General features: G+C 60.1%; 22 protein-coding genes. 19 read left to right on the top strand and 3 right to left on the bottom strand.

The window, feature by feature from the left end; genetic code table 11:
* Positions 1 to 12: 12 nt before the first annotated feature.
* On the bottom strand, positions 13 to 1,053 hold the full coding sequence (rsmC, locus tag AC6BYQ_RS17060; RefSeq protein WP_049241930.1) for a 16S rRNA (guanine(1207)-N(2))-methyltransferase RsmC: 1,041 nt from the start codon (positions 1,051 to 1,053) through the stop codon (positions 13 to 15).
* Positions 1,054 to 1,199: 146 nt separating this feature from the next.
* On the opposite strand from rsmC, the gene AC6BYQ_RS17055 reads away from it, so the two are divergent.
* The 15 genes from AC6BYQ_RS17055 to deoD all read left to right on the top strand — a co-directional run bounded on the left by AC6BYQ_RS17055 (position 1,200) and on the right by deoD (position 15,228).
* Positions 1,200 to 1,637, top strand: a complete 438-nt coding sequence (locus AC6BYQ_RS17055; protein WP_019454981.1) for a DNA polymerase III subunit psi — start codon at positions 1,200 to 1,202, stop codon at positions 1,635 to 1,637.
* The gene (gene rimI, locus AC6BYQ_RS17050) at positions 1,582 to 2,025 is read left to right on the top strand and encodes a ribosomal protein S18-alanine N-acetyltransferase (RefSeq protein WP_019454982.1); all 444 of its coding nucleotides are present in this window, start codon (positions 1,582 to 1,584) and stop codon (positions 2,023 to 2,025) included. Before AC6BYQ_RS17055 ends, rimI begins: the two co-directional genes overlap by 56 nt.
* 154 nt (positions 2,026 to 2,179) lie before the next feature.
* Entirely contained in the window at positions 2,180 to 2,485 is a 306-nt protein-coding gene (locus tag AC6BYQ_RS17045) for a helix-turn-helix domain-containing protein (protein ID WP_019454983.1), read from the top strand.
* Positions 2,486 to 2,488: 3 nt separating this feature from the next.
* Complete coding sequence (locus AC6BYQ_RS17040) at positions 2,489 to 3,754, top strand: type II toxin-antitoxin system HipA family toxin (RefSeq protein ID WP_498057245.1); 1,266 nt, start codon at positions 2,489 to 2,491, stop codon at positions 3,752 to 3,754.
* Positions 3,755 to 3,900: 146 nt separating this feature from the next.
* Complete coding sequence (prfC, locus tag AC6BYQ_RS17035) at positions 3,901 to 5,490, top strand: peptide chain release factor 3 (protein ID WP_049241937.1); 1,590 nt, start codon at positions 3,901 to 3,903, stop codon at positions 5,488 to 5,490.
* A gap of 517 nt (positions 5,491 to 6,007) precedes the next feature.
* Positions 6,008 to 6,622 carry a molecular chaperone OsmY gene (gene osmY, locus AC6BYQ_RS17030; protein WP_063918121.1) on the top strand — a complete coding sequence of 205 codons (615 nt, stop codon included), beginning with the start codon at positions 6,008 to 6,010 and terminating at the stop codon, positions 6,620 to 6,622.
* A 160-nt stretch (positions 6,623 to 6,782) separates the two neighbouring features.
* Positions 6,783 to 6,944, top strand: coding sequence for a DUF1328 domain-containing protein (locus AC6BYQ_RS17025; RefSeq protein ID WP_004933089.1), 162 nt, complete (start codon positions 6,783 to 6,785; stop codon positions 6,942 to 6,944).
* Between the two features lie 67 nt (positions 6,945 to 7,011).
* Positions 7,012 to 7,197 (top strand): CsbD family protein, encoded by a 186-nt coding sequence (locus tag AC6BYQ_RS17020; RefSeq protein WP_498057244.1) that lies wholly within the window; start codon positions 7,012 to 7,014, stop codon positions 7,195 to 7,197.
* A gap of 10 nt (positions 7,198 to 7,207) precedes the next feature.
* Positions 7,208 to 8,326: a patatin-like phospholipase family protein gene (locus AC6BYQ_RS17015; RefSeq protein ID WP_074055303.1), complete on the top strand. Its 1,119-nt coding sequence runs from the start codon at positions 7,208 to 7,210 to the stop codon at positions 8,324 to 8,326.
* Positions 8,323 to 9,105 (top strand): TatD family hydrolase, encoded by a 783-nt coding sequence (locus AC6BYQ_RS17010; RefSeq protein ID WP_421079899.1) that lies wholly within the window; start codon positions 8,323 to 8,325, stop codon positions 9,103 to 9,105. Before AC6BYQ_RS17015 ends, AC6BYQ_RS17010 begins: the two co-directional genes overlap by 4 nt.
* 184 nt (positions 9,106 to 9,289) lie before the next feature.
* Complete coding sequence (locus AC6BYQ_RS17005; protein ID WP_019454990.1) at positions 9,290 to 10,567, top strand: NupC/NupG family nucleoside CNT transporter; 1,278 nt, start codon at positions 9,290 to 9,292, stop codon at positions 10,565 to 10,567.
* Positions 10,568 to 10,937: 370 nt separating this feature from the next.
* Positions 10,938 to 11,717 (top strand): deoxyribose-phosphate aldolase, encoded by a 780-nt coding sequence (gene deoC, locus AC6BYQ_RS17000; protein WP_016929165.1) that lies wholly within the window; start codon positions 10,938 to 10,940, stop codon positions 11,715 to 11,717.
* Between the two features lie 66 nt (positions 11,718 to 11,783).
* Positions 11,784 to 13,106, top strand: a complete 1,323-nt coding sequence (deoA, locus tag AC6BYQ_RS16995) for a thymidine phosphorylase (protein ID WP_019454991.1) — start codon at positions 11,784 to 11,786, stop codon at positions 13,104 to 13,106.
* A 70-nt stretch (positions 13,107 to 13,176) separates the two neighbouring features.
* A complete protein-coding gene (gene deoB, locus AC6BYQ_RS16990; protein ID WP_197667708.1) occupies positions 13,177 to 14,400 on the top strand; it encodes a phosphopentomutase in 1,224 nt (407 codons plus the stop codon).
* Positions 14,401 to 14,496: 96 nt separating this feature from the next.
* On the top strand, positions 14,497 to 15,228 hold the full coding sequence (gene deoD, locus AC6BYQ_RS16985; protein WP_004933059.1) for a purine-nucleoside phosphorylase: 732 nt from the start codon (positions 14,497 to 14,499) through the stop codon (positions 15,226 to 15,228).
* A 61-nt stretch (positions 15,229 to 15,289) separates the two neighbouring features.
* On the opposite strand, the gene AC6BYQ_RS16980 is transcribed toward deoD, so the two are convergent.
* The gene (locus tag AC6BYQ_RS16980) at positions 15,290 to 15,973 is read right to left on the bottom strand and encodes a YtjB family periplasmic protein (RefSeq protein ID WP_019454993.1); all 684 of its coding nucleotides are present in this window, start codon (positions 15,971 to 15,973) and stop codon (positions 15,290 to 15,292) included.
* A gap of 110 nt (positions 15,974 to 16,083) precedes the next feature.
* On the opposite strand from AC6BYQ_RS16980, the gene serB reads away from it, so the two are divergent.
* From serB to AC6BYQ_RS16960, 4 genes are all read left to right on the top strand, one after another.
* Complete coding sequence (gene serB / locus AC6BYQ_RS16975; protein WP_025159616.1) at positions 16,084 to 17,061, top strand: phosphoserine phosphatase; 978 nt, start codon at positions 16,084 to 16,086, stop codon at positions 17,059 to 17,061.
* A gap of 19 nt (positions 17,062 to 17,080) precedes the next feature.
* Positions 17,081 to 18,466 carry a DNA repair protein RadA gene (gene radA, locus AC6BYQ_RS16970; protein WP_025159617.1) on the top strand — a complete coding sequence of 462 codons (1,386 nt, stop codon included), beginning with the start codon at positions 17,081 to 17,083 and terminating at the stop codon, positions 18,464 to 18,466.
* Between the two features lie 58 nt (positions 18,467 to 18,524).
* Positions 18,525 to 19,796 (top strand): multifunctional transcriptional regulator/nicotinamide-nucleotide adenylyltransferase/ribosylnicotinamide kinase NadR, encoded by a 1,272-nt coding sequence (gene nadR, locus AC6BYQ_RS16965; RefSeq protein WP_019454996.1) that lies wholly within the window; start codon positions 18,525 to 18,527, stop codon positions 19,794 to 19,796.
* Between the two features lie 133 nt (positions 19,797 to 19,929).
* Positions 19,930 to 21,363 carry a glycosyltransferase family 39 protein gene (locus AC6BYQ_RS16960; protein WP_498057243.1) on the top strand — a complete coding sequence of 478 codons (1,434 nt, stop codon included), beginning with the start codon at positions 19,930 to 19,932 and terminating at the stop codon, positions 21,361 to 21,363.
* 30 nt (positions 21,364 to 21,393) lie between these two features.
* Here the strand turns inward: AC6BYQ_RS16960 and AC6BYQ_RS16955 are convergent, their stop codons facing one another.
* Positions 21,394 to 22,395 carry a zinc-binding alcohol dehydrogenase family protein gene (locus tag AC6BYQ_RS16955; RefSeq protein ID WP_432525788.1) on the bottom strand — a complete coding sequence of 334 codons (1,002 nt, stop codon included), beginning with the start codon at positions 22,393 to 22,395 and terminating at the stop codon, positions 21,394 to 21,396.
* Positions 22,396 to 22,466: the final 71 nt, after the last annotated feature.

The following is a 22,466-nucleotide window of genomic DNA, read 5'->3' as shown; positions in this document are numbered from 1 at the left end:
GCCAACGGGAACTTATTTCTTCTTCGGCGCGCGCGGCGGGCGGCCGACGGTAGCCTGGTACACCTTGAAGCGGCCGTTCTGCGCCAGCACTTCGTGGCTGCCGAAGGTGGCGTCCAGAATGTCCGGGTACGGCAGGAAGGCGTTGGCGACGATGCGCAGCTGGCCGCCGATCGGCAAATGCTTCACCGCGCCGCGGATCAGGGTTTCCGCGGCGGTCAGGCTGGTCTGCAGCCCGTCGTGGAACGGCGGGTTGGAGATGATCATGTCGAAACGGCCGGTGATGTCGGAGTAAACGTTGCTGACGATCACTTCGCCTTCGATGCCGTTGGCAGCCAGCGTCGCACGGCTGGATTCCACCGCGGCGGCGTTGACGTCGCTGAGGGTCAGTTTCACCTTCGGCGACAGCTTGGCCATCACCGAGGCCATCACGCCGGCGCCGCAGCCGATGTCCAGCACCTTGCCTTTCATGTGTTTTTCCAGCGTCGACAGCAGCAGCGAGCTGCCGACGTCCAGGCCATCGCGGCTGAACACGCCCGGCAGCGTTTTCACTTCCAGATCGTGCAGCTGATAGCTGTCCCACCAGTCGTTCAAATCGAACTCGGTCTGCGCGTCCAGGCGGCCGTGATACAGGCCGCAGCGCCGTGCGCTGTCGATTTTCACCAGCGCAACGTGGCCTTCCAGCGTTGGCTCGGCGCTGCGCACGCCGCTGCGGTTTTCACCGACCACGAACACGTCCACGCCTACCGGCAACAGCGCCAGGAGGTTGCACAGTTGGAATTGCGCCTCCTGCTTGCTCTTCGGCCAGTAGTAAACCAGCGTGTCGCAGTCGGCGACGAAAGCGGGATCGACGGTCAAACCGAACTGCACGTTATCGCCCATCGTCCGGTTCAGTAACTGCCAGTGATGGTAATGCTGAGTGTGGACGCGCACGTCCGCGGCCTCGAATTGGGCCGGCAGGCTGTCCTGCAGGTCGCCGGCAAACAGCACGCGGCGTTCGATAAATTCATCACTGTGGCGCAGCATGACTTCACTGGCGGGGGTTAATGCAGACATCAGATATTGGCTCCTGGAAATGAGACCGGGGATTATAGAGCTTTGTGGCGATATGTTCGACGGGTTTGTTGGCGCGGGCTGCGCGGGTTTGTTAGCATAGCGCGGCGCATGGCAGGCATGGCGCACCACAACGGGTAGGAATCGGCATGGCATCAAAACGCGACTGGCTGTTACAACAACTGGGTATTACGCAGTGGACATTGCGCCGCCCGGGCGTGTTGCAGGGCGAAGTGGCGGTCAGTCTGCCACCCGAGGCGCGCCTGCTGGTGGTCGCGCAGACGCTGCCCGCGCCCGACGATCCGCTGTTTTGCGACGTGCTGCGCAGCCTGGGGCTGACGCCGGCGCAAACCTACAGCCTGACGCCGGAACAGGCGGCGATGCTGCCTGAAGAGACCACATGCAACAGTTGGCGGCTGGGCGTGGCGGAACCGCTCGCGGTTGCCGGCGCGCAGCTACACAGCCCGGCGCTGGCCGAGCTTTCCCAAGACGCGGGGGCCAAACGCGCCCTCTGGCAGCAGATTTGTCATCATGAACACGATTTCTACCCTGACGGCGGCCGACCTGGCCACAGCCTTCACCATTGAGCAAGCCAGCCACGCCTTTCCCTGGACGGAAACCACCTTCGCCAGCAATCAGGGCGATCGCTACCTTAACCTGAAGCTGAGCGCCGACGGGGAGATGGCGGGATTCGCCATCACGCAAATCGTGCTGGATGAAGCCACGCTGTTCAACATCGCCATCCATCCGCAGTGGCAGCGCCGGGGTTTTGGCCGCCTGCTGCTCAACGCGTTGATCGAACAGCTGGAGAGTCGCGGCGTGGTCACGCTGTGGCTGGAGGTGCGCGCCTCCAACCAGGCGGCGATCGCGCTGTATGAAGATCTCGGCTTCAACGAAGTCACCGTGCGCCGCAATTATTACCCGAGCGCCCACGGCCGCGAAGACGCGATCGTGATGGCGCTGCCGTTGGCGTAATCTAAAAACATCCTATTGATTGTTTTCTTCCCTTTAACAACTTAAAAGTTGTTTCCTGATTAATTTACATCAAACAAGTTGTTTTTCGCTGTGACGACAACTAATTTGTTGTTTATTGTTGAGGAAACAATCAATGCGTTGTTTGGAGGTGGGGATGAGAAAATTATCAGAAATATCAGCGTTGCTGAAAGAAAAGCGCATTGAGTTGGGCTGGAGCCAAAAAGACTTTTTGATGAAGATTGGCATGACTCAACAGCAATATCAGCGTGTTGAGTCGGGCAGCGATATGCGGATGAGCACGCTGCTACGGATATTGGCGGCGATGGATTTGGAATATGTTATCGTGCCGAAAAGGTCTGTCCGTGATGTGGAGTGCTTGCTGCAACAGACGGTGAGTCATGCACCAGAAGTGAGTAACTTACAGAATTTCGAAGAAAAACTGAAAGATCTCGAGGACTAGCGAATGAAAGGGCGGCGACAGGTTGAATCGGTGCAGGCGTTAGCCTTGATATTGCATGGTGTGCGGGTGGGCGTGCTGGCGCACTACAGCGGCGGCAGAAACATCCTGACGTTTGATCCGCACTACCTCGCTTTGCCGGAGCCTGTTCGTCCCCTGTTTACGCTAAGGCAGAAGGCGCACGCAGGGTATCTTGAGCAAGTTTTACAGTCATCGCAGCGCCTTCCGCCCGTCTTATCCAATTTATTGCCCGAAGGCGCACTGCGCAGTTGGTTGGCCCAGTCGTTGAAAACCCATGTGAATGAGGAGTTTCCTTTAATTGCCTGGGCGGGGGAAAACTTGCCGGGAGCGCTTGAAGCACGGCCGCTGGCCGCAAGTGATATTCCCGCTTGGGCGTTAATGTCGCGCGGAGAGCTGGAAGCCGTGCAAATTGATGTTGGAGTGGTGGCGCAGAAATTTTCTCTGGCAGGGGTACAAATGAAATTTTCCTCTGTGCGCAAAGATGGCCGCTTCAACATTTCTTCTCAGGTGGGCGCTGATAGCTGGATCATTAAAACGCCTTCAACCGTTCATCGTCATCTCCCCGAAAATGAATATACGGCAATGCGTTTGGCGCAAGCCATCGGCGTGGATATTCCCGATATTGAGCTGGTTGAGCTGACACGGCTTGAACACTTGCCTGATATTCGCTTGGCGGATGAACCCTATGCTTATGCCATTCGTCGTTTTGACCGCAGTGAAAGTGGGCGAGTGCATACAGAAGATTTTGCCCAGATATTCGAGATCTATCCACACGACAAATACCGCGGCAAAAATTACGATCAGATAGCGGCTTATCTCTATGAGTTTGGCAGTGAATCTTTAGCGGATACGCAGCAAATGGCGCGCCGTCTGTTGGCGAATATTCTGCTCGCCAATGGCGATGCTCACGTAAAAAATTGGTCCATGATCTATCCAAACCAGGCCGATGTGCGGCTTGCCCCCGCTTATGACATCGTCACTACATTGGCTTATATCCCTGGTGAGTCTGAGGTTGCGCTCAATATGGCGAAGGAAAAACGCTGGGATAGGATCTCAATGCGAACCTTCGAGCGCTGGTCTGATCGAGTCGATATTCCCTGGCCTGCAATACGGGTGCATCTCTTGGATGCCATCGACAAGGCGCGAGCTTTGTGGCCGGCATTGTTGGAAAACCTGCCGATGGCGGACGATCACAAATCGATATTGCGTCGGCATTGGGCTGCCTTGTCCCCCGATTTCCGCCTGCGTTAGCGGGAAATCGGATCCATTGATTGTCACCGGTTGGCAAATCGGCGAAAATGCCCGGCTGTTATCTTTTATTCACCGCTTTGCCCGGCGCCGCGATCGGCGCGTTCTGATGATGTCGCAGGGCGGACTAACCGTAGAACCTGAAAACCATGTCTCCTAGTGAATTTGCCCGCGAAGTCTCCAAAAGAAGAACTTTCGCCATCATCTCGCACCCCGATGCCGGTAAGACCACCATTACCGAAAAAGTGCTGCTGTTCGGACAGGCGATCCAGACCGCCGGTACGGTAAAAGGCCGCGGCTCCAGCCAGCACGCCAAATCCGACTGGATGGAAATGGAAAAGCAGCGTGGGATCTCGATCACCACCTCGGTGATGCAGTTCCCGTATCGCGACAGCCTGGTCAACCTGCTGGACACCCCGGGGCACGAAGACTTCTCCGAAGATACTTACCGTACCCTGACCGCCGTCGACTGCTGTCTGATGGTGATCGACGCCGCCAAGGGCGTTGAGGATCGCACCCGCAAACTGATGGAAGTCACCCGTTTGCGCGACACGCCGATCCTGACCTTCATGAACAAACTGGACCGCGACATCCGCGATCCGATGGAAGTGATGGACGAAGTTGAGCGTGAACTGAAGATCGCCTGCTCGCCCATCACCTGGCCGATCGGCTGCGGCAAGCTGTTCAAAGGCGTTTACCACCTGTACAAGGATGAAACCTACCTGTATCAGACCGGTAAAGGCCACACCATTCAGGAAGTGCGCATCGTCAAAGGCCTGAATAACCCGGAACTGGATGTCGCCGTGGGCGAAGATCTGGCGGCGCAGCTGCGCGATGAGCTGGAACTGGTGCAGGGCGCTTCCCATGAGTTCGATCAGGAGGCTTTCCTGAGCGGCGAACTGACCCCGGTGTTCTTCGGTACCGCACTCGGCAACTTCGGCGTGGATCACATGCTGGACGGCCTGGTGGCCTGGGCGCCGGCGCCGATGCCGCGCAAAACCGATACCCGCGAAGTGACGGCGGCGGAAGAGAAATTCACCGGCTTCGTGTTCAAGATCCAGGCCAACATGGATCCGAAGCACCGCGACCGCGTGGCCTTTATGCGCGTCGTGTCCGGCCGTTATGAGAAGGGCATGAAGCTGCGCCAGGTGCGCACCGGCAAAGACGTGGTGATCTCCGACGCGCTGACCTTTATGGCCGGTGACCGCTCGCACGTGGAAGAAGCCTACCCGGGCGACATCATTGGTCTGCACAACCACGGCACCATTCAGATCGGCGATACCTTCACCCAGGGTGAAGACATGAAGTTCACCGGTATTCCGAACTTCGCGCCTGAACTGTTCCGCCGCATTCGCCTGCGCGACCCGCTGAAGCAGAAACAGCTGCTGAAAGGGCTGGTGCAGCTGTCCGAAGAGGGCGCGGTGCAGGTATTCCGTCCGATCGCCAACAACGATCTGATCGTCGGCGCGGTCGGTGTGCTGCAGTTCGACGTGGTGGTGGCGCGCTTGAAGAGCGAGTACAACGTGGAAGCGCTGTATGAGTCGGTCAACGTGTCGACCGCGCGCTGGGTCGAGTGCGACGACGTGAAAAAGTTCGAAGAGTTCAAGCGCAAGAACGAGATCAACCTGGCGCTGGACGGTGGGGACAACCTGTCCTACATCGCGCCGACCATGGTGAACCTCAACCTGACGCAGGAACGCTATCCTGACGTGACCTTCCGCAAGACGCGCGAACACTGATAAATCGGCAGGGCGCCCGGTGCGCCCTGCCAACCTCCCTCATCCTCACTCCGCTAATTAATAAAACTTCCTCACCTTTTATGCCGCAAACCGATGTCGCCAGGCAGCGTTCGTTTGGCCTGCGTTTTTCGTCTGATGGTCTATGTTTAACAAGATGCCCACACATTGTTTGAGAGTAAATCACTGTAATGCGTTGGTTATTTGGTGACTTATTCCAATGTGTTGCCGATAGGAGACAGTGTGTTTCCTTGAATATCAATGAGATGGCTATTTTACCGTTTTGTGTCACTTAGTCTGTCGTCAATAGGCGACAGTTTTTTGATTAAAAATCCGACGTAATGATTTATATGTTTGATTTTAAATGTATTTATTGAGTTGGCACGACGGTTGCAGTACTCCTGTCGTGAACGCTTAATCGTATAGCGATGATGAAGTATTTACCGAGCAGGCCGCGTGAAGGCGGCCGCAGGGTTCCGGCGCTCTGGCGCTGAGGGCCCCCAACAAAAGGAAGAGATCGATGAAAAAGACCAAATTTGCACACTCGCTGATGGCTGTCGTATTGGGTTCTGTTTTGGTGAGCGGCAGTGCGCTGGCCGAAGACAGTCTGCTCAACAAGGCGTCTAACGCCGCGGATAGTGCCGGTGCCAAAATCGATAGCTCCATGAAAAAAGTTGACGGTTACATGGATGACAGCGCGATAACGGCTAAAGTTAAAAGTGCGTTGGTGGAAGATAAGACCATCAAAAGTTCTGACATTTCGGTGAAAACCGAAAAAGGCACGGTGACCCTGAGCGGGTTCGTCGGCAGCCAGGCGCAGGCGGAACATGCGGTCGCGGTTGCCGGTAAGGTGGAAGGCGTCAAGACCGTCAGCGACAAGCTGCACGTGAAAGATGAAGCCAACCAGTCGATCAAATCGTATGCCGGCGACACCGCCACCACCAGCGAGCTGAAAGCCAAGTTGCTGGCCGACGACATCGTGCCGTCGCGCAATGTGAAAGTGGAAACCACCGACGGTGTGGTGCAGCTTTCCGGCGAAGTGAAAACGCAGGCGCAGTCTGAGCGTGCGGAAAGCATCGCCAAGGCCATCGACGGCGTGAAAAGCGTGAAAAATGACCTGGTGGTCAAGCAGTAATCCCGCCAGGCGCCCGTAACAAGTCACAACAAGCCGCATCTGTCGGGCCGTGAAGGCGGCCCGACGTGTACCACCAAAAAAAGAAACTGATTTGCCGTCGATGCCCCGTTGTCGGGGCGGGAGACAGCAGCGATTTTTTCACAATGGTAAGGAGAAGCTTATGTTTCGTTGGGGCATTATCTTTTTAGTCATCGCGCTTATCGCTGCGGCGCTGGGGTTCGGTTCGCTGGCGGGTACCGCCGCCTGGGCCGCCAAGGTGGTGTTCGTCGTCGGCATCATCCTGTTCCTGGTCAGCCTATTCACCGGCCGCCGGCGCCCTTAGCCGGCCGGCATTTTCCTGTAAACTGTAACAAAGCTTAATTCCTTTTCTCACGTCGGGAGGGCCGGCCATGAACAGCGATATCGTCGTCGGACGCTGGAAACAGCTGAAAGGCCAGGTATGGCAGGCGTGGGCCGAATGGTCCGGCAGCGATTGCGCCTGGCTGGTCGGCAGCAATGATTTCCTCGCCGGCGTGCTGCAAGAGGATTACGGAAGAGAGCGAGACGCGGTATCCTCGGAAAAAACGTCTCACTGAGGATGCCAAGTTGGGATACAGAATACCCATCACGCTCGGCAATATAGAACCGCTGGCGTCTAAACCCTTTCGGCCAGGAAAAATGGCGTTGGTCTGCGAAGGCGGCGGCCAGCGCGGCATTTTCACCGCCGGCGTGTTGGACGAGTTTCAGCGCGCGGGCTTTAACCCTTTCGATTTGTTGATCGGCACGTCTGCCGGCGCGCAAAATCTGTCCGCCTACATCTGCGGCCAGATGGGCTACGCGCGTCGAGTGATCACCCGTTACACTACGTCGGCGCAATTTTTCAATCCGCTGCGTTTCGTACGCGGCGGGCATCTGATCGATCTCGATTGGTTGGTCGACACGGCGGCGGCACAGATGCCGCTGGCGATGGACGTGGCGGAACAACACCTCACCGATGGGCGCGAGTTCCTGCTGTGCGCCTGCCGCAGCGATGATTTTGAACCGACCTATCTGCCGGCGCAGCGTGAACGCTGGCTGCCGGCCATCAAGGCGTCCAGTGCCATTCCCGGCTTTTATCGTCAGGGCGTGGAGCTGGATGGCGTCAGCTATCAGGACGGCGGCATCAGCGATGCGATCCCGGTGGAAGAGGCCTACCGTCGCGGCGCCGACACCATCGTGGTGATCCGCACCGTCCCTTCGCAGATGTACTACACCCCGCAGTGGATGAAGCGCATGGAGCACTGGCTGAGCGACAGCAGTCTGCAGCAGATGGTGCGCATCCTGCAGCACCACGAGCAAAGCTACCACCGCATCCAGCGCTTTATCGAGAAGCCGCCGGGCAAGCTGCGCATCTTCGAAATCTTTCCACCGAAGCCGCTGGCCAGCAATGCGCTGGGCAGCCGACTGGGTTCGCTCAATCAGGATTATCATCTGGGGCGCCGCTGCGGCCGTTACTTCCTGGCCACCGTCGGCCAGTGGATGGCGCAGCCGGAGCCGGACGGCATGAAGGTGAAGAAATCGCTGTCGCGCCGTCTGATCCAGCCGGAGAACGTCAGAATGCCTTCGCCGATCGTGACCGATATCGCCATGCCGTCCGATCTGGGCGCGCAGCCGGAGGCCGCGGTGGCGGCGCCGAAAATTATCCTGCCGGGCGATCTGCCGCCGGGTGAAGGGGGCGCGCTGTGAGTTACGCCTTTACCGATACCCACTGCCATTTCGATTTCCCACCCTTTACCGGGCATGAGGCCGAGAGCCTGGCGCGGGCAGCCGACGCCGGCGTGCAGCGCATCATCGTGCCGACGGTTACCGCCGATCGCTTCGCGCGGGTGCTGCGGCTGGCGCAGGAGCACGCGCCGCTGTTCGCCGCGCTGGGGCTGCACCCGCTGTATATCGCGCAGCATCATGAACCGCAGTTGGAACAGCTGGCGGCGTTGCTGGCCGAACGGCCGCACAAGCTGGTGGCGGTGGGGGAAATCGGGCTCGATCTGTATATGGACAACCCGCAGTTCGAGCGGCAGCAAAGCGTGCTGCTGGCCCAACTGAGGCTGGCGAAACAGCATGACCTGCCGGTGATCCTGCACTCGCGCCGCACTCACGATCAGCTGGCCGCGGCGCTGCGGCGCATACAGCTGCCGCGTCGCGGCGTGGTGCACGGCTTCGCCGGCAGCCTGTCGCAGGCACAGGCGTTTATTCGCCTTGGCTATTATATCGGCGTGGGCGGCACTATCACCTATGAGCGGGCGCAGAAAACGCGCGGCGTGATGGCGCAGCTGCCGCTCGAGGCGCTGCTGCTGGAGACCGATGCGCCGGATATGCCGCTGGCCGGCTATCAGGGGCAGCCGAATCGCCCCGAACGCGCCGCCGAGGTGTTTCAAACGCTGTGCGCGCTGCGGCCGGAACCGGCCGACGAGATCGCCGCCCACCTGCAACGCAATACTCAGGCGCTGTTCGCCATGCCGAACTGAGATGACCATAACGTGACCTGCGTCACGTTATAAGATTTTCATTTGCGTCTCGTTGTATACATTTGTGACATAAATCGGTGCGAGGGTGACCTCGCTCAGTATAATCCCCCCCGAAACTCTCCAATAGCAGACCTCTCTTCATGAGCAGGGATGTATTTTATTTTTTGCAACAGGGAAACTTTGCATGCAACTCATCATGAGTCTGGTTGGCATGGCGGTGCTGATCGCCATTGCGGTGCTGCTCTCCAGCAACCGCCGGGCCATCAAATTGCGCACCGTCGTGTGGGCGTTCATCATTCAGGTCGGCATCGGTGCGCTGGTGCTGTACGTGCCGCTGGGCCGCAGCATCCTCGGCAGTATGTCTAACGGTGTGGCAAACGTTATCGCCTACGGCAATCAGGGCATTTCGTTCATCTTCGGCGGGCTGGTGTCCGACAAGATGTTCGAGGTGTTCGGCGGCGGTGGCTTCGTGTTCGCGCTGCGCGTCCTGCCGGTGATCGTGTTCTTCTCCTCGCTGATTGCGGTGCTGTACTACCTCGGCATCATGCAGTTGGTGATCCGCGTTCTGGGCGGCGGCCTGCATAAGCTGCTGGGCACTTCGCGCACCGAATCGCTGTCGGCGACCGCCAACATTTTCGTCGGCCAGACCGAAGCGCCGCTGGTGGTGCGTCCGTATATCGCCACCATGAGCCAATCGGAACTGTTCGCCGTGATGTGCGGCGGCCTGGCCTCGGTGGCCGGTTCGGTGTTGGCGGGGTACGCGCAGATGGGCGTGCCGCTGGAATACCTGATCGCCGCGTCCTTCATGGCGGCGCCGGGCGGGCTGTTGTTCGCCAAGCTGATGGTGCCGGAAACCGAGCAGACCCACGATAAAGACGATGCGATGAAGCTGATCGCCGAAGAAGATCGTCCGGCCAACGTGATCGACGCGGCGGCTTCCGGTGCGGCTTCCGGCATGCAGCTGGCGCTGAACGTCGGTGCGATGCTGCTGGCGTTTATCGCGCTGATCGCCTTGCTTAACGGCATTCTCGGCGGTATCGGCGGCTGGTTCGATTATCCGCAGCTGTCGCTCGAACTGATCCTCGGCTGGGTGTTCTCGCCGATCGCCTTCCTGATCGGCGTGCCGTGGAGCGAGGCGATGACCGCCGGTTCGTTTATCGGCCAGAAGATCATCGTCAACGAGTTCGTCGCCTACATGAACTTCGGCGCCTATCTGCGTCCGGACGACGTGGTGGCGGCGGAAGGCCTGCAGGTGCTGTCGGCCCACACCAAGGCGATCATCTCCTTTGCGCTGTGCGGTTTCGCCAACCTCTCCTCGGTGGCGATCCTGCTGGGCGGTTTGGGCAGCATGGCGCCTAACCGTCGTCACGACATCGCGCGCTTCGGCCTGAAGGCCGTGGCGGCGGGCACGCTCTCCAACCTGATGAGCGCCACCATCGCCGGCTTCTTCCTGGCGCTGTAAGCCATCCCAGAGCCCGCGACGGTGCGACCGATCGCGGGACTCCGCCTATACTCTAAGCAACGCGGGTGCTTGCCGCACCCGCGATCTTCAGCCGCTTCTTTAGCGAATTTGTGAACGATATCGCGTTATTTTGTGATGTTCTTCACATATAATTCCGGTCTGTTACAGTGCTATTTCATATAGTGTGACGCTGAACGCGAATCGCCCCCGGCATTCGTGTTCAAATAGCTATTACTGGCCGGCCGCAAGGCGGGTGGCCATGTGCGGTGAGAAGGATCTCAGTTGCCGCCGCGGGAACGCCGTTCCCCAGCGCTATCTTCATGGAACCAAGTCCGCTCGCCAACACCCAGGTACTCAGTTGGAGAGTTTTATGACCGAATTAACCGCAGCAGCGCAACGTGCGCTGAACCTGATGGATTTAACCACGCTGAATGATGACGATACCGATGAGAAAGTGATCGCGCTCTGTCGTCAGGCCAACAGCCCGGCCGGCCACACGGCGGCCATCTGCATTTACCCGCGTTTTATTCCGGTGGCGCGTAAGGCGCTGCGCGAGCAAGGCACGCCGGACATTCGTATCGCCACCGTGACCAACTTCCCGCATGGCAATGACGATATCGACATCGCGCTGGCGGAAACCCGCGCGGCGATCGCCTATGGTGCGGATGAAGTGGACGTGGTGTTCCCTTACCGTGCGCTGATTGCCGGCAACGAGCAGGTTGGCTTCGAGCTGGTGAAACAGTGCAAACAGGCTTGCCAGGCGGCCAACGTGCTGCTGAAAGTGATCATCGAAACCGGCGAACTGAAACAGGCCGATTTGATCCGCAAGGCGTCCGAGATCGCCATCAAGGCCGGGGCTGACTTTATCAAGACCTCCACCGGCAAGGTGCCGGTTAACGCCACACTGGAGAGCGCCGAGCTGATGATGTCGGTGATCCGCGATATGGGCGTGGCGAAGACGGTGGGCTTCAAGCCGGCCGGCGGCGTGCGCACTGCGGAAGACGCGCTGCATTATCTGCAACTTGCCGATCGTATTCTGGGCGAGGGCTGGGCCGACGCGCGGCATTTCCGCTTTGGCGCTTCCAGTCTGCTGGCCAGCTTGCTGACCGCGCTGGGCCACCAGACCCAGACCGCCGGTGGCGGCTACTGATCGATTTCGTTGGCGGGCGCCAGGCGCGCCCGTCTGCACCGACTCTCGGCGACACAGGGGGATGCCTTGTTCCTGGCTCAAGAAATTATTCGTAAAAAACGCGACGGCCAGCCGTTAAGCGAAGCGGAAATCCGCTTTTTCATCAACGGCATTCGCGACAACGTGGTGTCGGAAGGGCAGATCGCCGCGCTGGCGATGACCATTTATTTCCACGACATGAGCATGCCGGAGCGCGTGGCGCTCACCATGGCGATGCGCGATTCCGGCACCGTGCTGGACTGGAAGAGCCTGGCGCTGAATGGCCCGATCGTCGACAAGCATTCGACCGGCGGCGTGGGCGACGTGACGTCGCTGATGCTCGGCCCGATGGTGGCGGCCTGTGGCGGCTATGTGCCGATGATCTCCGGCCGCGGCCTGGGGCATACCGGCGGCACGCTGGACAAACTGGAAGCCATTCCGGGCTTCAATATTTTCCCGGACGATAACGCCTTCCGTAAAATCATTCAGGACGTCGGCGTGGCGATCATCGGCCAGACCAGCTCGCTGGCGCCGGCAGACAAACGTTTTTACGCCACCCGCGACATTACCGCCACCGTGGATTCGATCCCGCTGATCACCGCCTCCATTCTGGCCAAGAAGCTGGCGGAAGGGCTGGATGCGCTGGTGATGGACGTGAAGGTCGGTTCCGGCGCCTTTATGCCGACCTACGCCCTGTCGCAAGATCTGGCGCAGGCGATCGTCGGCGTGGCCAACGGCGCGGGCTGCAAGACCACCGCGCTGCTGACCGACATGAACCAGGTGCTGGCCTCCAGCGCCGGTAACGCGGTGGAAGTGCGCGAAGCGGTGCGCTTCCTGACCGGCGAATACCGCAATCCGCGTCTGCTGGAAGTGACGCTGGCGCTGTGCGTCGAGATGCTGCTGTCCGGCGGCCTGGCGCAAGACGAGGCCGACGCGCGCGCCAAACTGCAGGCGGTGCTGGACAACGGCAAGGCGGCGGAGGTGTTTGGCCGCATGGTGGCGGCGCAGCAGGGGCCGATAGACTTCGTCGAACGCTATGATAGCTATCTGCCGGCGGCGACGCTGAGCAAGCCGGTGTATGCTGAAAAGCCAGGCATCATCAGCGCTATGGATACCCGCGCGCTGGGCATGGCGGTGGTTTCGCTGGGTGGCGGCCGCCGCCGGGCGAGCGACGCCATCGATTACAGCGTCGGTCTGACCGAGGTGGCGCGCCTGGGCGATAAGGTGGATGCCCAGCAGCCGCTGGCGATGATCCACGCCAATGATGAAGAGAGCTGGCAGCAGGCGGCCGATGCGGTGCGCAGCGCGATGACGCTGAGCGATAAGGCGCCGGAAGCGACGCCGGTGGTGTATAAGCGCATCACGGAATAACCCAAGAATCAGGAACGGCCGCGGCTTTTTCGCGGCCGTCCAAAGCGTGAGAACACGCAGGAGAGCACAGATGAAACGCACATTTATTATGGTATTGGACTCCTTCGGCATCGGCGCCAGCGAAGACGCCGAACGTTTTGGCGACCAGGGTTCCGACACTCTGGGCCACATCGCCGAGGTTTGCGCGCGCGGTGAAGCCAACGTGGGCCGTCAGGGCCCGCTGACGCTGCCTAACCTGAGCCGTCTGGGTCTCGGCAAAGCGGCGGAAGAGTCCACCGGCAACTTCCCGCAGGGGCTGGATCGCAATGCCGATATCATCGGCGCTTATGCTTACGCCAGCGAGCTCTCTTCCGGTAAAGACACGCCGTCGGGCCACTGGGAAATCGCCGGCGTGCCGGTACTGTTCGACTGGGGCTACTTCAAGGACGAGCACAACAGCTTCCCGCAGGAGCTGCTGGATAAGCTGGTGGAGCGCGCCAACCTGCCGGGCTACCTGGGCAACTGCCACTCATCCGGCACCGTGATCCTCGATCAGCTGGGCGAAGAGCACATGAAAACCGGCAAGCCGATTTTCTACACCTCCGCCGACTCGGTGTTCCAGATCGCCTGCCATGAAGAAACCTTCGGCCTGGAGCGCCTGTACGAGCTGTGCGAAATCGCGCGTGAAGAATTGACCGAAGGCGGTTACAACATTGGCCGCGTGATCGCGCGTCCGTTCGTCGGCGACAAAGCGGGTCACTTCCAGCGCACCGGCAACCGTCACGATCTGGCGGTAGAGCCGCCGGCGCCGACCGTGCTGAAAAAGCTGGTGGACGAGAAGGGCGGTGAAGTGGTGTCGATCGGTAAAATCGCCGACATCTACGCCAACGTCGGCATCACCAAGAAGGTGAAAGCGACCGGCATCGATGCGCTGTTCGACGCGACCCTGACGGAAATGGAAAAGGCCGGCGACAACACCATCGTGTTCACCAACTTCGTGGACTTTGACTCTTCCTACGGCCACCGCCGCGACGTGGCGGGCTACGCCGCCGCGCTGGAGCTGTTCGACCGCCGCCTGCCGGAGCTGCTGAAGCTGGTGAAAGATGAAGACATCATCATTTTCACCGCCGACCACGGCTGCGATCCGACCTGGCCAGGCACCGACCACACCCGTGAACATATCCCGGTGCTGGTCTACGGCCCGAAAGTGAAACCGGGCTCGTTGGGCCACCGCGAGACCTTCGCCGACATCGGCCAGACCGTCGCCAATTATTTTGGCCTGTCGCCGATGGATTACGGTAAGAGCATGTTTTAATTCGTGAGTCTCAGACGGCGGCGCAGCTGGCCGCCGTCTGACATGCCACGGTTTATACGTTTAACGCTATTTAATACGATTTAAAGGAAGAGAATTATGGCTACGCCGCACATTAATGCTGAGATGGGTGATTTCGCTGACGTAGTACTGATGCCGGGCGATCCGCTGCGCGCAAAATACATCGCCGAAACCTTCCTGGAAGGCGCGGTGGAAGTGAACAACGTGCGCGGCATGTTGGGCTTCACCGGCACCTATAAAGGCCGCCGCATCTCCGTAATGGGCCACGGCATGGGCATCCCGTCCTGCTCCATCTATGCGCGCGAGCTGATCGCCGAATTCGGCGTGAAGAAGATCATTCGCGTGGGTTCCTGCGGCGCGGTGCGTGACGATATCAAACTGCGTGACGTGGTGATCGGCATGGGCGCGTGCACCGACTCCAAGGTGAACCGTCTGCGCTTCAAGGACAACGACTACGCGGCGATCGCCGACTTCGACATGGTGCGCAACGCGGTCGACGCCGCGGCGGCGCAGGGCATTCCGGCGCGCGTGGGCAACATCTTCTCCGCCGATCTGTTCTATACCCCGGATCCGGATATGTTCCAGGTGATGAAGAAGTACGGCATCCTGGGCGTGGAAATGGAAGCGGCCGGCATCTACGGCGTGGCGGCGGAGCTGTATGAAGAGTTCGGCTGTAAAGCGCTGACCATCTGCACCGTGTCTGACCACATCCTGCGTCACGAAGCGACCACTGCAGCGGAACGCCAGACCACCTTTAACGAAATGATCGTTATCGCGCTGGAATCCGTACTGCTGGGCGACAAAGCCTAATACCCCGGCGGGCGTCGTTATGGCGCCCGCCTGTCAATCTATTCACTTCACCTGGCCTGAGTCACTCTTTCTTCGGCGCTTCCTGCTTGTTCTCCGGCGCATCCTCTTCGTCGTCTTCCACAGTATTGCCTTCTGCCAACGGCGTGTTGGCGGTCAACAGGTACGGCGACTGCTGCCAGCGGCTGCGGCGGTGCTGCAGCAGGGTGCGCGCCAGAATGATGCCGATCGCCAGTGCCAGCAGGATCATCAGACGCAGCAGGTTGGTGGTGTTGTCCACCTGTTTGGATTCGGTCGCCAGCACGTGGGTGTCGAGGGTGATGCGGATAAAGCCGATCGGGCCGTCTTTGCCCTGAATGGATTCGACCAACTGGTGGTTGAAGTAGCTGCCGGCGCGTTTGCCGTCGAGCGACAGGCGATCGCGTATACTTATCTGTTCCCCGGCGTGGGAGACCAGTGTGCCGTCCAACTGATAAACGCTGACGTCGAGAATGCGGCTGTGATCGGTGAGCTGCTTGAGGATGGCGTCGATGCGCGGGTTGTTGCCGTCGTCGTCCAGCAGCGGTGCCAGGCTGTAGGCGACCTGTTTGGTCAGCGTCTGGGCCAGCTCTTCAACCTGCTCGGATCGCGCCATTTGGTGACTCAGGCTAAAATAAGAGGCGCCCTGCATCAGCAACACCAGCAAAGCCAGGCAAATCAGGATAATAGCGGTGCGGTGCAGGCGAAATTTCAGTTTAGCGCGGGCCATGCAGGTTCCTTGGGCATCGGGGACACTTTATGTTGCCAGAACCGCTGGCGATAGGATAGCTTGATGCGTCGTTTTATCATGCAGCGTTTTTGTCCATTCAGGAGTCAATGATGTCAAACAGTCTGACCTATTGCGATCTTCCGGCGGAGATCTCTCAATGGCCGGGTCTTCCCCTTTCGCTCAGCGGCGACGAAGTGATGCCGCTCGATTACCGGGCGGGCAATACCGGGTGGCTGTTGTACGGCAGAAAACTGGACAAGGCGCGCATTACCCAATTTCAACGCAAGCTGGGCGCGGCGATGGTGATCGTCACCGCCTGGGGCGTGGACGACTACCAGGTGGTGCGGCTGGCGGGCACCCTGACGCCGCGCGCCAAGCTGCTGGCGGCGGAGAACGGGCTGGACGTGGCGCCGCTCGGCAAGATCCCGCACCTGCGCACGCCGGGGCTGCTGGTGATGGACATGGATTCGACGGCGATCGAGATCGAATGCATCGATGAGATCGCCAAGTTGGCGGGCGTCGGCGAGCAGGTGGCGGAAGTCACCGAACGCGCGATGCGCGGCGAGCTGGACTTTACCGCCAGTCTGCGTCAGCGCGTCGGCACGCTGAAAGGGGCCGACGCCAACATCCTCAAACAGGTGCGCGACGAGCTGCCGCTGATGCCGGGGCTGACCAGCCTGGTGGGTAAACTGCAGGCGATGGGCTGGCATGTGGCGATCGCCTCCGGCGGCTTCACCTACTACGCCGAACATCTGCGCAACCGGCTGCGGCTGGTGGCGGCGGCGGCCAATGAGCTGGAGATTCGCGACGGCAAGTTGACCGGCGAAGTGCTGGGGCCGGTGGTGGACGCGCAGTTCAAAGCCGATACGCTGCTGCGGCTGGCGGAGAAGCTGGAGATCCCGCTGGCGCAAACCGTGGCCATCGGCGACGGCGCCAACGATTTGAAAATGATGCAGGCGGCGGGGTTGGGCATCGCCTACCACGCCAAACCGAAAGTATATGAAAAAGCGCAGGTGGCGATCCGGCATGCGGATCTGATGGGCGTGCTGTGCATTCTCACCGGCAGCCTGAAACACGAAGTGCGATAACGAAAGATTGAGGTAAGACGTGGCAAAAGCGGCAAAACGGGCATTTGTGTGCAATGAGTGCGGGGCGGACTATCCGCGTTGGCAGGGGCAGTGCAGCGCCTGTCATGCCTGGAACACCATCACGGAAGTGCGTTTGGCCGCGTCGCCCGCAGCGGCGCGCAACGATCGCCTCAGCGGCTATGCCGGCGACGCCGGCGTCAGCAAGGTGCAGAAGCTGTCGGAAATCAGCCTAGAGGCGCTGCCGCGCTTCACCACCGGCTTTCTCGAGTTCGACCGCGTGCTGGGCGGCGGCGTGGTGCCCGGCAGCGCGATTCTGATCGGCGGCAACCCCGGCGCCGGCAAGAGCACCCTGTTGCTGCAGGTGTTGTGCAAGCTGTCCGAACAGATGAAAACCCTGTACGTCACCGGCGAGGAGTCGCTGCAGCAGGTGGCGATGCGCGCTCACCGTCTGGGGCTGCCGACCGGCGGCCTGAACATGCTGTCGGAAACCAGCATCGAGCAGATCTGCCTGATCGCCGAGCAGGAACAGCCGAAGCTGATGGTGATCGACTCGATTCAGGTGATGCACATGGCGGACATTCAGTCCTCGCCGGGCAGCGTGGCGCAGGTGCGTGAAACCGCCGCCTACCTGACGCGCTTCGCCAAGACGCGCGGCGTGGCGATCGTGATGGTCGGCCACGTCACCAAAGACGGCTCGCTGGCCGGGCCAAAAGTACTGGAACACTGTATCGACTGTTCGGTGCTGCTGGACGGCGACGCCGATTCCCGCTTCCGTACCCTGCGCAGCCACAAGAACCGCTTCGGCGCGGTCAACGAGCTGGGGGTGTTCGCTATGACCGAACAGGGGCTGCGCGAAGTCAGCAACCCGTCGGCGATTTTCCTCAGCCGCGGCGATGAAGTCACCTCCGGCAGCTCGGTGATGGTGGTGTGGGAAGGCACCCGGCCGCTGCTGGTGGAGATCCAGGCGCTGGTGGATCACTCGATGATGTCCAACCCGCGCCGCGTGGCGGTGGGCCTGGAACAGAACCGCCTGGCGATCCTGCTGGCGGTGCTGCATCGACACGGCGGGCTGCAGATGTCGGATCAAGACGTGTTCGTCAACGTGGTCGGCGGGGTGAAGGTCAGCGAGACCAGCGCCGATCTGGCGTTGCTGATGTCGTTGGTTTCAAGCCTGCGCGATCGGCCATTGCCGAACGATCTGGTGGTGTTCGGCGAAGTGGGGCTGGCGGGAGAGATTCGTCCGGTGCCGAGCGGTCAGGAACGCATCTCCGAAGCGGCCAAGCACGGCTTTAAGCGCGCCATCGTGCCGCACGGCAATATGCCGAAAAAGCCGCCGGCCAACATGCAGGTGTTCGGGGTCAAGAAGCTGGCGGACGCACTGGACGTGCTGGAAGAGTTTTATTAATGTCGCCGGCGGCGAGAGAGATATGCTATTTTGTTTAGCATACTAAACGGAGGTGGCCATGCCGCAATTTGATTACCTGAAGACGTCCATCAAGCAAAAAGGCTGTACTTTGCAGCAGGTGGCGGATGCCAGCGGCATGACCAAAGGCTATCTCAGCCAGCTGTTGAACGACAAGATCAAAAGCCCGAGCGCGCAAAAGCTGGAGGCGCTGCACCGTTTTCTCGGGCTTGAGTTCCCGCGTAAAGAGGTCAAAGTCGGTGTGGTGTTTGGTAAATTTTACCCGCTGCACACCGGCCACATCTATCTGATCCAGCGCGCCTGCAGCCAGGTGGATGAGCTGCACGTCATTTTGTGCCACGACGAGCCGCGCGACCGCGAACTGTTCGAGAACAGTTCGATGTCGCAACAGCCGACGGTCAGCGATCGCCTGCGCTGGCTGCTGCAGACCTTCAAGTACCAGAAAAACATCCATATCCACTCATTCGACGAGCAGGGCATCGAACCCTACCCGCACGGCTGGAACGTATGGAGCGACGGCATGAAGGCCTTTATGGAACAGAAGGGCATCGTGCCGAGCTTCATCTATTCCAGCGAAGCGCAGGATGCGCCGCGTTACCGCGAGCATCTGGGCATCGAAACCATTCTGGTCGACCCCGAGCGTTCATTCATGAACATCAGCGGCAATCAGATCCGCCAGGATCCGTTCCGCTATTGGGATTACATCCCGACCGAGGTGAAGCCGTTCTTCGTGCGTACCGTGGCGATCCTCGGCGGCGAATCGAGCGGCAAGTCGACGCTGGTCAACAAACTGGCCAACATCTTCAACACCACCAGCGCCTGGGAATATGGCCGCGACTATGTGTTTTCGCATCTGGGCGGCGACGAGATGGCGCTGCAGTACTCCGACTATGACAAAATCGCCCTCGGGCAGGCGCAATACGTGGATTTTGCGGTCAAGTACGCCAACAAGGTGGCGTTTATCGATACCGATTTCGTCACCACCCAGGCGTTTTGCAAAAAGTACGAAGGGCGTGAACACCCCTTCGTGCAGGCGCTGATCGACGAATACCGTTTCGATCTGGTGATCCTGCTGGAAAACAATACGCCGTGGGTGGCGGACGGCCTGCGCAGCCTCGGCAGCACCGCCGATCGGCTGGCGTTCCAGCGCCTGCTGGAGGAGATGCTGCGCGCCAACAATATCGAGTATGTGCACGTTGAATCCAGCGATTACGAGGAGCGTTTCCTGCGCTGCGTCGAGCTGGTGCAACAGCTGCTGGCGGCGGACGCCGGCCGGTTGAGCGCGCCCGCTTCTCGCCACGCCGCAGGCTGAGCAGAATTAGCGGAATGTGCGATCGCGGCGGCAGAAACGTCACCCGGGCGCACATTTAACGGCTTGTTTAAACATGGTTCATTCGACAGCGACTAAGTTAAGATTTTCTTTACAATAACGCTTAGAAGAAGACATGTCTTATCGCTTACTTGCTCTCTGGTTGGTCTGCTATGCCGCAGCCTGGACGCTGCTGACGGTTCATCTTGATCCTACCCTGCCTTACGACGCCGTCGAGGCGCTCAACTGGGGCCTCAACGGCGAGTGGGGCTCACCGAAAAACCCGTGGCTGGTCGGTGCGGCGATGCATCCGGCGATTTGGCTGTCGTGGCTGCCGCTAAACGTTTACTGGTATGGCGGGCACTTCATCGCCATCGCCATCGGCATGTTGGGCGTCTGGCTGTTGGCGCGACGCCTGAGCGGCAGCACCTCGCTGGCCTGGATGGCGCTGCTGACGCTCAACCTGTCCGGCATCATCAATTTCGACATCATTCCCTATAACGACAATTACCTGTTGGTGATGCTATGGCCGTGGATGGCGTTGTTCTTCCATATGGCGATCTCCCGTTCGGCCAATTGGTGGCCGGCCTTCGCGTTGGTCGCCGGTCTGGCGATGATGGCCAAGTACTCGACCTTCGCCTTCGTTTACTTCGCGGCGCTGTCGACGTTGTTCGTGCCGCAGGTTCGCCGCTGCTATCGCCAGCCGCAGTTCTATCTGGCGGTGGCGATCTGGTTGGCGCTGGTGCTGCCGAACGTGGTCTGGCTGTGGAATCACGACTTCGCCGCCTTCAAGTGGGTGGATTCACAGATCAAGATGCAGCTCAATCTCGACATGCTGCAGTCGCTGCTGCTGGTGTTCTATCCGTCGCTGGTGCTGTGGTGGATCCTGCGCCGCAGCGGGGCGGTGCTGGCCTGGCCGAAGGCGTTGCCGATGCGGGTGCTGCTGTGGATCTACCTGCTGCCGCTCGGCATCATCACCTTCTGGTTTTCCTTCAACGTCGGCGGCCGGCTGACCGAGTGGCTGCAGCCGTTCTTCATGCTGGCGCCCGCGCTGCTGGTCGGCTGCGTGCGTCAACCGCCGGTGCGTTCGCTGCGCGCGGCGACCATTGGGCTGATGTGCGCGGCGCTGGCGGTCTATTTGGGGTATGCCGCAGTGATGGTGGGCAATGTGCGCAACGCCGGCCAGAAGATGGTGGGCATCAAGGCCTTCAGCAGTGAAGTGGAACAGCATTGGCGGGAGCGCTATGGCGTCGATCTGCGCTACGTCGGCGGTGAGTATCTGTCGCAATGGATGACGGTGTATGCCGATTCCCGGCCACAAACCATTACGCGCTGGTCCAATCATGCGCGGCCAAATATCTACAACGTCAACATCAGCTATCCGCAGATTGCCCCGCATGGCGTCGCCCTGTTCGGCCGGTTGGGTGACGATTGCGCGCACAGCGATTTCGGCGGGGAGCTGGCCCACTGGCCGAAGATGCGCCTCGACTGGCAGCAGAACATGACGTTCCGTTCCGATCCGCACGCCGATGAGCAACGGCTATGCGTCGGGTTCGTGCGGCCGCAGTAACGGCGGCGCTGTGCGCCGCCGCGAGTTGGCTCAGTACGCGATGACCAGCTTGCCTTGCATATGGCCGCCGAGCAGTTGTTGATGCGCGGCGGTCAGCGTTTCCACCGTCAGCCCGTGCAGGGTTTCGCTCAGCGTGGTGCTCAGCTTGCCGTCGTCCAGCAGCTGCGCCACCTGCTGCAGGATCTTGCCCTGCTGGGCGATGTCCGGGGTGCTGAACATGCTGCGGGTGAACATGAACTCCCAGTGCAGCGCGGCGCTCTTCAGCTTCAGCGCGTTTTGGTCCAGCGGCTGCGCGTTCTCGACGATGGTGCAGATATGGCCCAGCGGCGCGACCAGCTCGGCCATCGCCGGCCAATGGCCGTCGGTATCGTTCAGACACAGGATGTAATCCACCTGCTCGATGCCGTGCTGCGCCAGGTTGCCCTTCAAATCGCGGTAATCCACCACCAGATCGGCGCCGCGTTCGAGGCACCAGGCGGCGGATTCAGGCCTTGAGGCGGTGGCGATCACTTTCACCTTGCTGCGCAGCGCGGCCAGCGGGATCGCCAACGAGCCTACGCCGCCGGCGCCGCCGATGATCAGCAGCGTCTTGTGCTCCGGCGCGTCCTGAATATTCAGGTGTTCGAACAGCGCCTCCCAGGCGGTGAGGGCGGTCAGCGGCATGGCGGCGGACTCGGCCCAGTTCAGGCTGCGCGGTTTGTGCGCGGCGATGCGTGAGTCGATCAGTTGGTGGCTGCTGTTGCTGCCGGGGCGGGTGATGTCGCCGGCGTACCACACTTCATCGCCGGGCTTGAAGCCGCTGACGCTGCTGCCTGCGCTCACCACGACGCCGCTGGCGTCCCAGCCGAGAATGCGCGGCTGCTGCAGGCCGCTTTTCTGCAGGCCGGCGTGCACTTTAGTATCCACCGGGTTAACCGACACCGCTTTCACTTCCACCAGCAGATCGTACTGACCGGGAATCGGCATCTCCGGTGAGATTTCGATGAAACCGGCAGGGTTCTGCGGGTCTACGGCAATGGCTTTTATCGACATGGTTGTACTCCTTTCAAATGATGCCCACAGTGTAGACCCGCGATAGTGGAGTGATAAGATGGACAATATCT

It is taken from the genome of Serratia sp. LTN-2 (genome assembly GCF_059740205.1).
Note: the sequence above shows the minus strand (reverse complement) of the source record. Positions and strands in the feature narration are given on the sequence as shown.

What these genes read in the sequence shown, in the direction of transcription:
- rsmC (WP_049241930.1), bottom strand. Translation starts at nt 1,053, where the DNA reads ATGTCTGCATTAACCCCCGCCAGTGAAGTCATGCTGCGCCACAGTGAT.
- AC6BYQ_RS17055 (WP_019454981.1), top strand. Translation starts at nt 1,200, where the DNA reads ATGGCATCAAAACGCGACTGGCTGTTACAACAACTGGGTATTACGCAG.
- rimI (WP_019454982.1), top strand. Translation starts at nt 1,582, where the DNA reads ATGAACACGATTTCTACCCTGACGGCGGCCGACCTGGCCACAGCCTTC.
- AC6BYQ_RS17045 (WP_019454983.1), top strand. Translation starts at nt 2,180, where the DNA reads ATGAGAAAATTATCAGAAATATCAGCGTTGCTGAAAGAAAAGCGCATT.
- AC6BYQ_RS17040 (WP_498057245.1), top strand. Translation starts at nt 2,489, where the DNA reads ATGAAAGGGCGGCGACAGGTTGAATCGGTGCAGGCGTTAGCCTTGATA.
- prfC (WP_049241937.1), top strand. Translation starts at nt 3,901, where the DNA reads ATGTCTCCTAGTGAATTTGCCCGCGAAGTCTCCAAAAGAAGAACTTTC.
- osmY (WP_063918121.1), top strand. Translation starts at nt 6,008, where the DNA reads ATGAAAAAGACCAAATTTGCACACTCGCTGATGGCTGTCGTATTGGGT.
- AC6BYQ_RS17025 (WP_004933089.1), top strand. Translation starts at nt 6,783, where the DNA reads ATGTTTCGTTGGGGCATTATCTTTTTAGTCATCGCGCTTATCGCTGCG.
- AC6BYQ_RS17020 (WP_498057244.1), top strand. Translation starts at nt 7,012, where the DNA reads ATGAACAGCGATATCGTCGTCGGACGCTGGAAACAGCTGAAAGGCCAG.
- AC6BYQ_RS17005 (WP_019454990.1), top strand. Translation starts at nt 9,290, where the DNA reads ATGCAACTCATCATGAGTCTGGTTGGCATGGCGGTGCTGATCGCCATT.
- deoC (WP_016929165.1), top strand. Translation starts at nt 10,938, where the DNA reads ATGACCGAATTAACCGCAGCAGCGCAACGTGCGCTGAACCTGATGGAT.
- deoB (WP_197667708.1), top strand. Translation starts at nt 13,177, where the DNA reads ATGAAACGCACATTTATTATGGTATTGGACTCCTTCGGCATCGGCGCC.
- deoD (WP_004933059.1), top strand. Translation starts at nt 14,497, where the DNA reads ATGGCTACGCCGCACATTAATGCTGAGATGGGTGATTTCGCTGACGTA.
- AC6BYQ_RS16980 (WP_019454993.1), bottom strand. Translation starts at nt 15,973, where the DNA reads ATGGCCCGCGCTAAACTGAAATTTCGCCTGCACCGCACCGCTATTATC.
- serB (WP_025159616.1), top strand. Translation starts at nt 16,084, where the DNA reads ATGTCAAACAGTCTGACCTATTGCGATCTTCCGGCGGAGATCTCTCAA.
- nadR (WP_019454996.1), top strand. Translation starts at nt 18,525, where the DNA reads ATGCCGCAATTTGATTACCTGAAGACGTCCATCAAGCAAAAAGGCTGT.
- AC6BYQ_RS16960 (WP_498057243.1), top strand. Translation starts at nt 19,930, where the DNA reads ATGTCTTATCGCTTACTTGCTCTCTGGTTGGTCTGCTATGCCGCAGCC.
- AC6BYQ_RS16955 (WP_432525788.1), bottom strand. Translation starts at nt 22,395, where the DNA reads ATGTCGATAAAAGCCATTGCCGTAGACCCGCAGAACCCTGCCGGTTTC.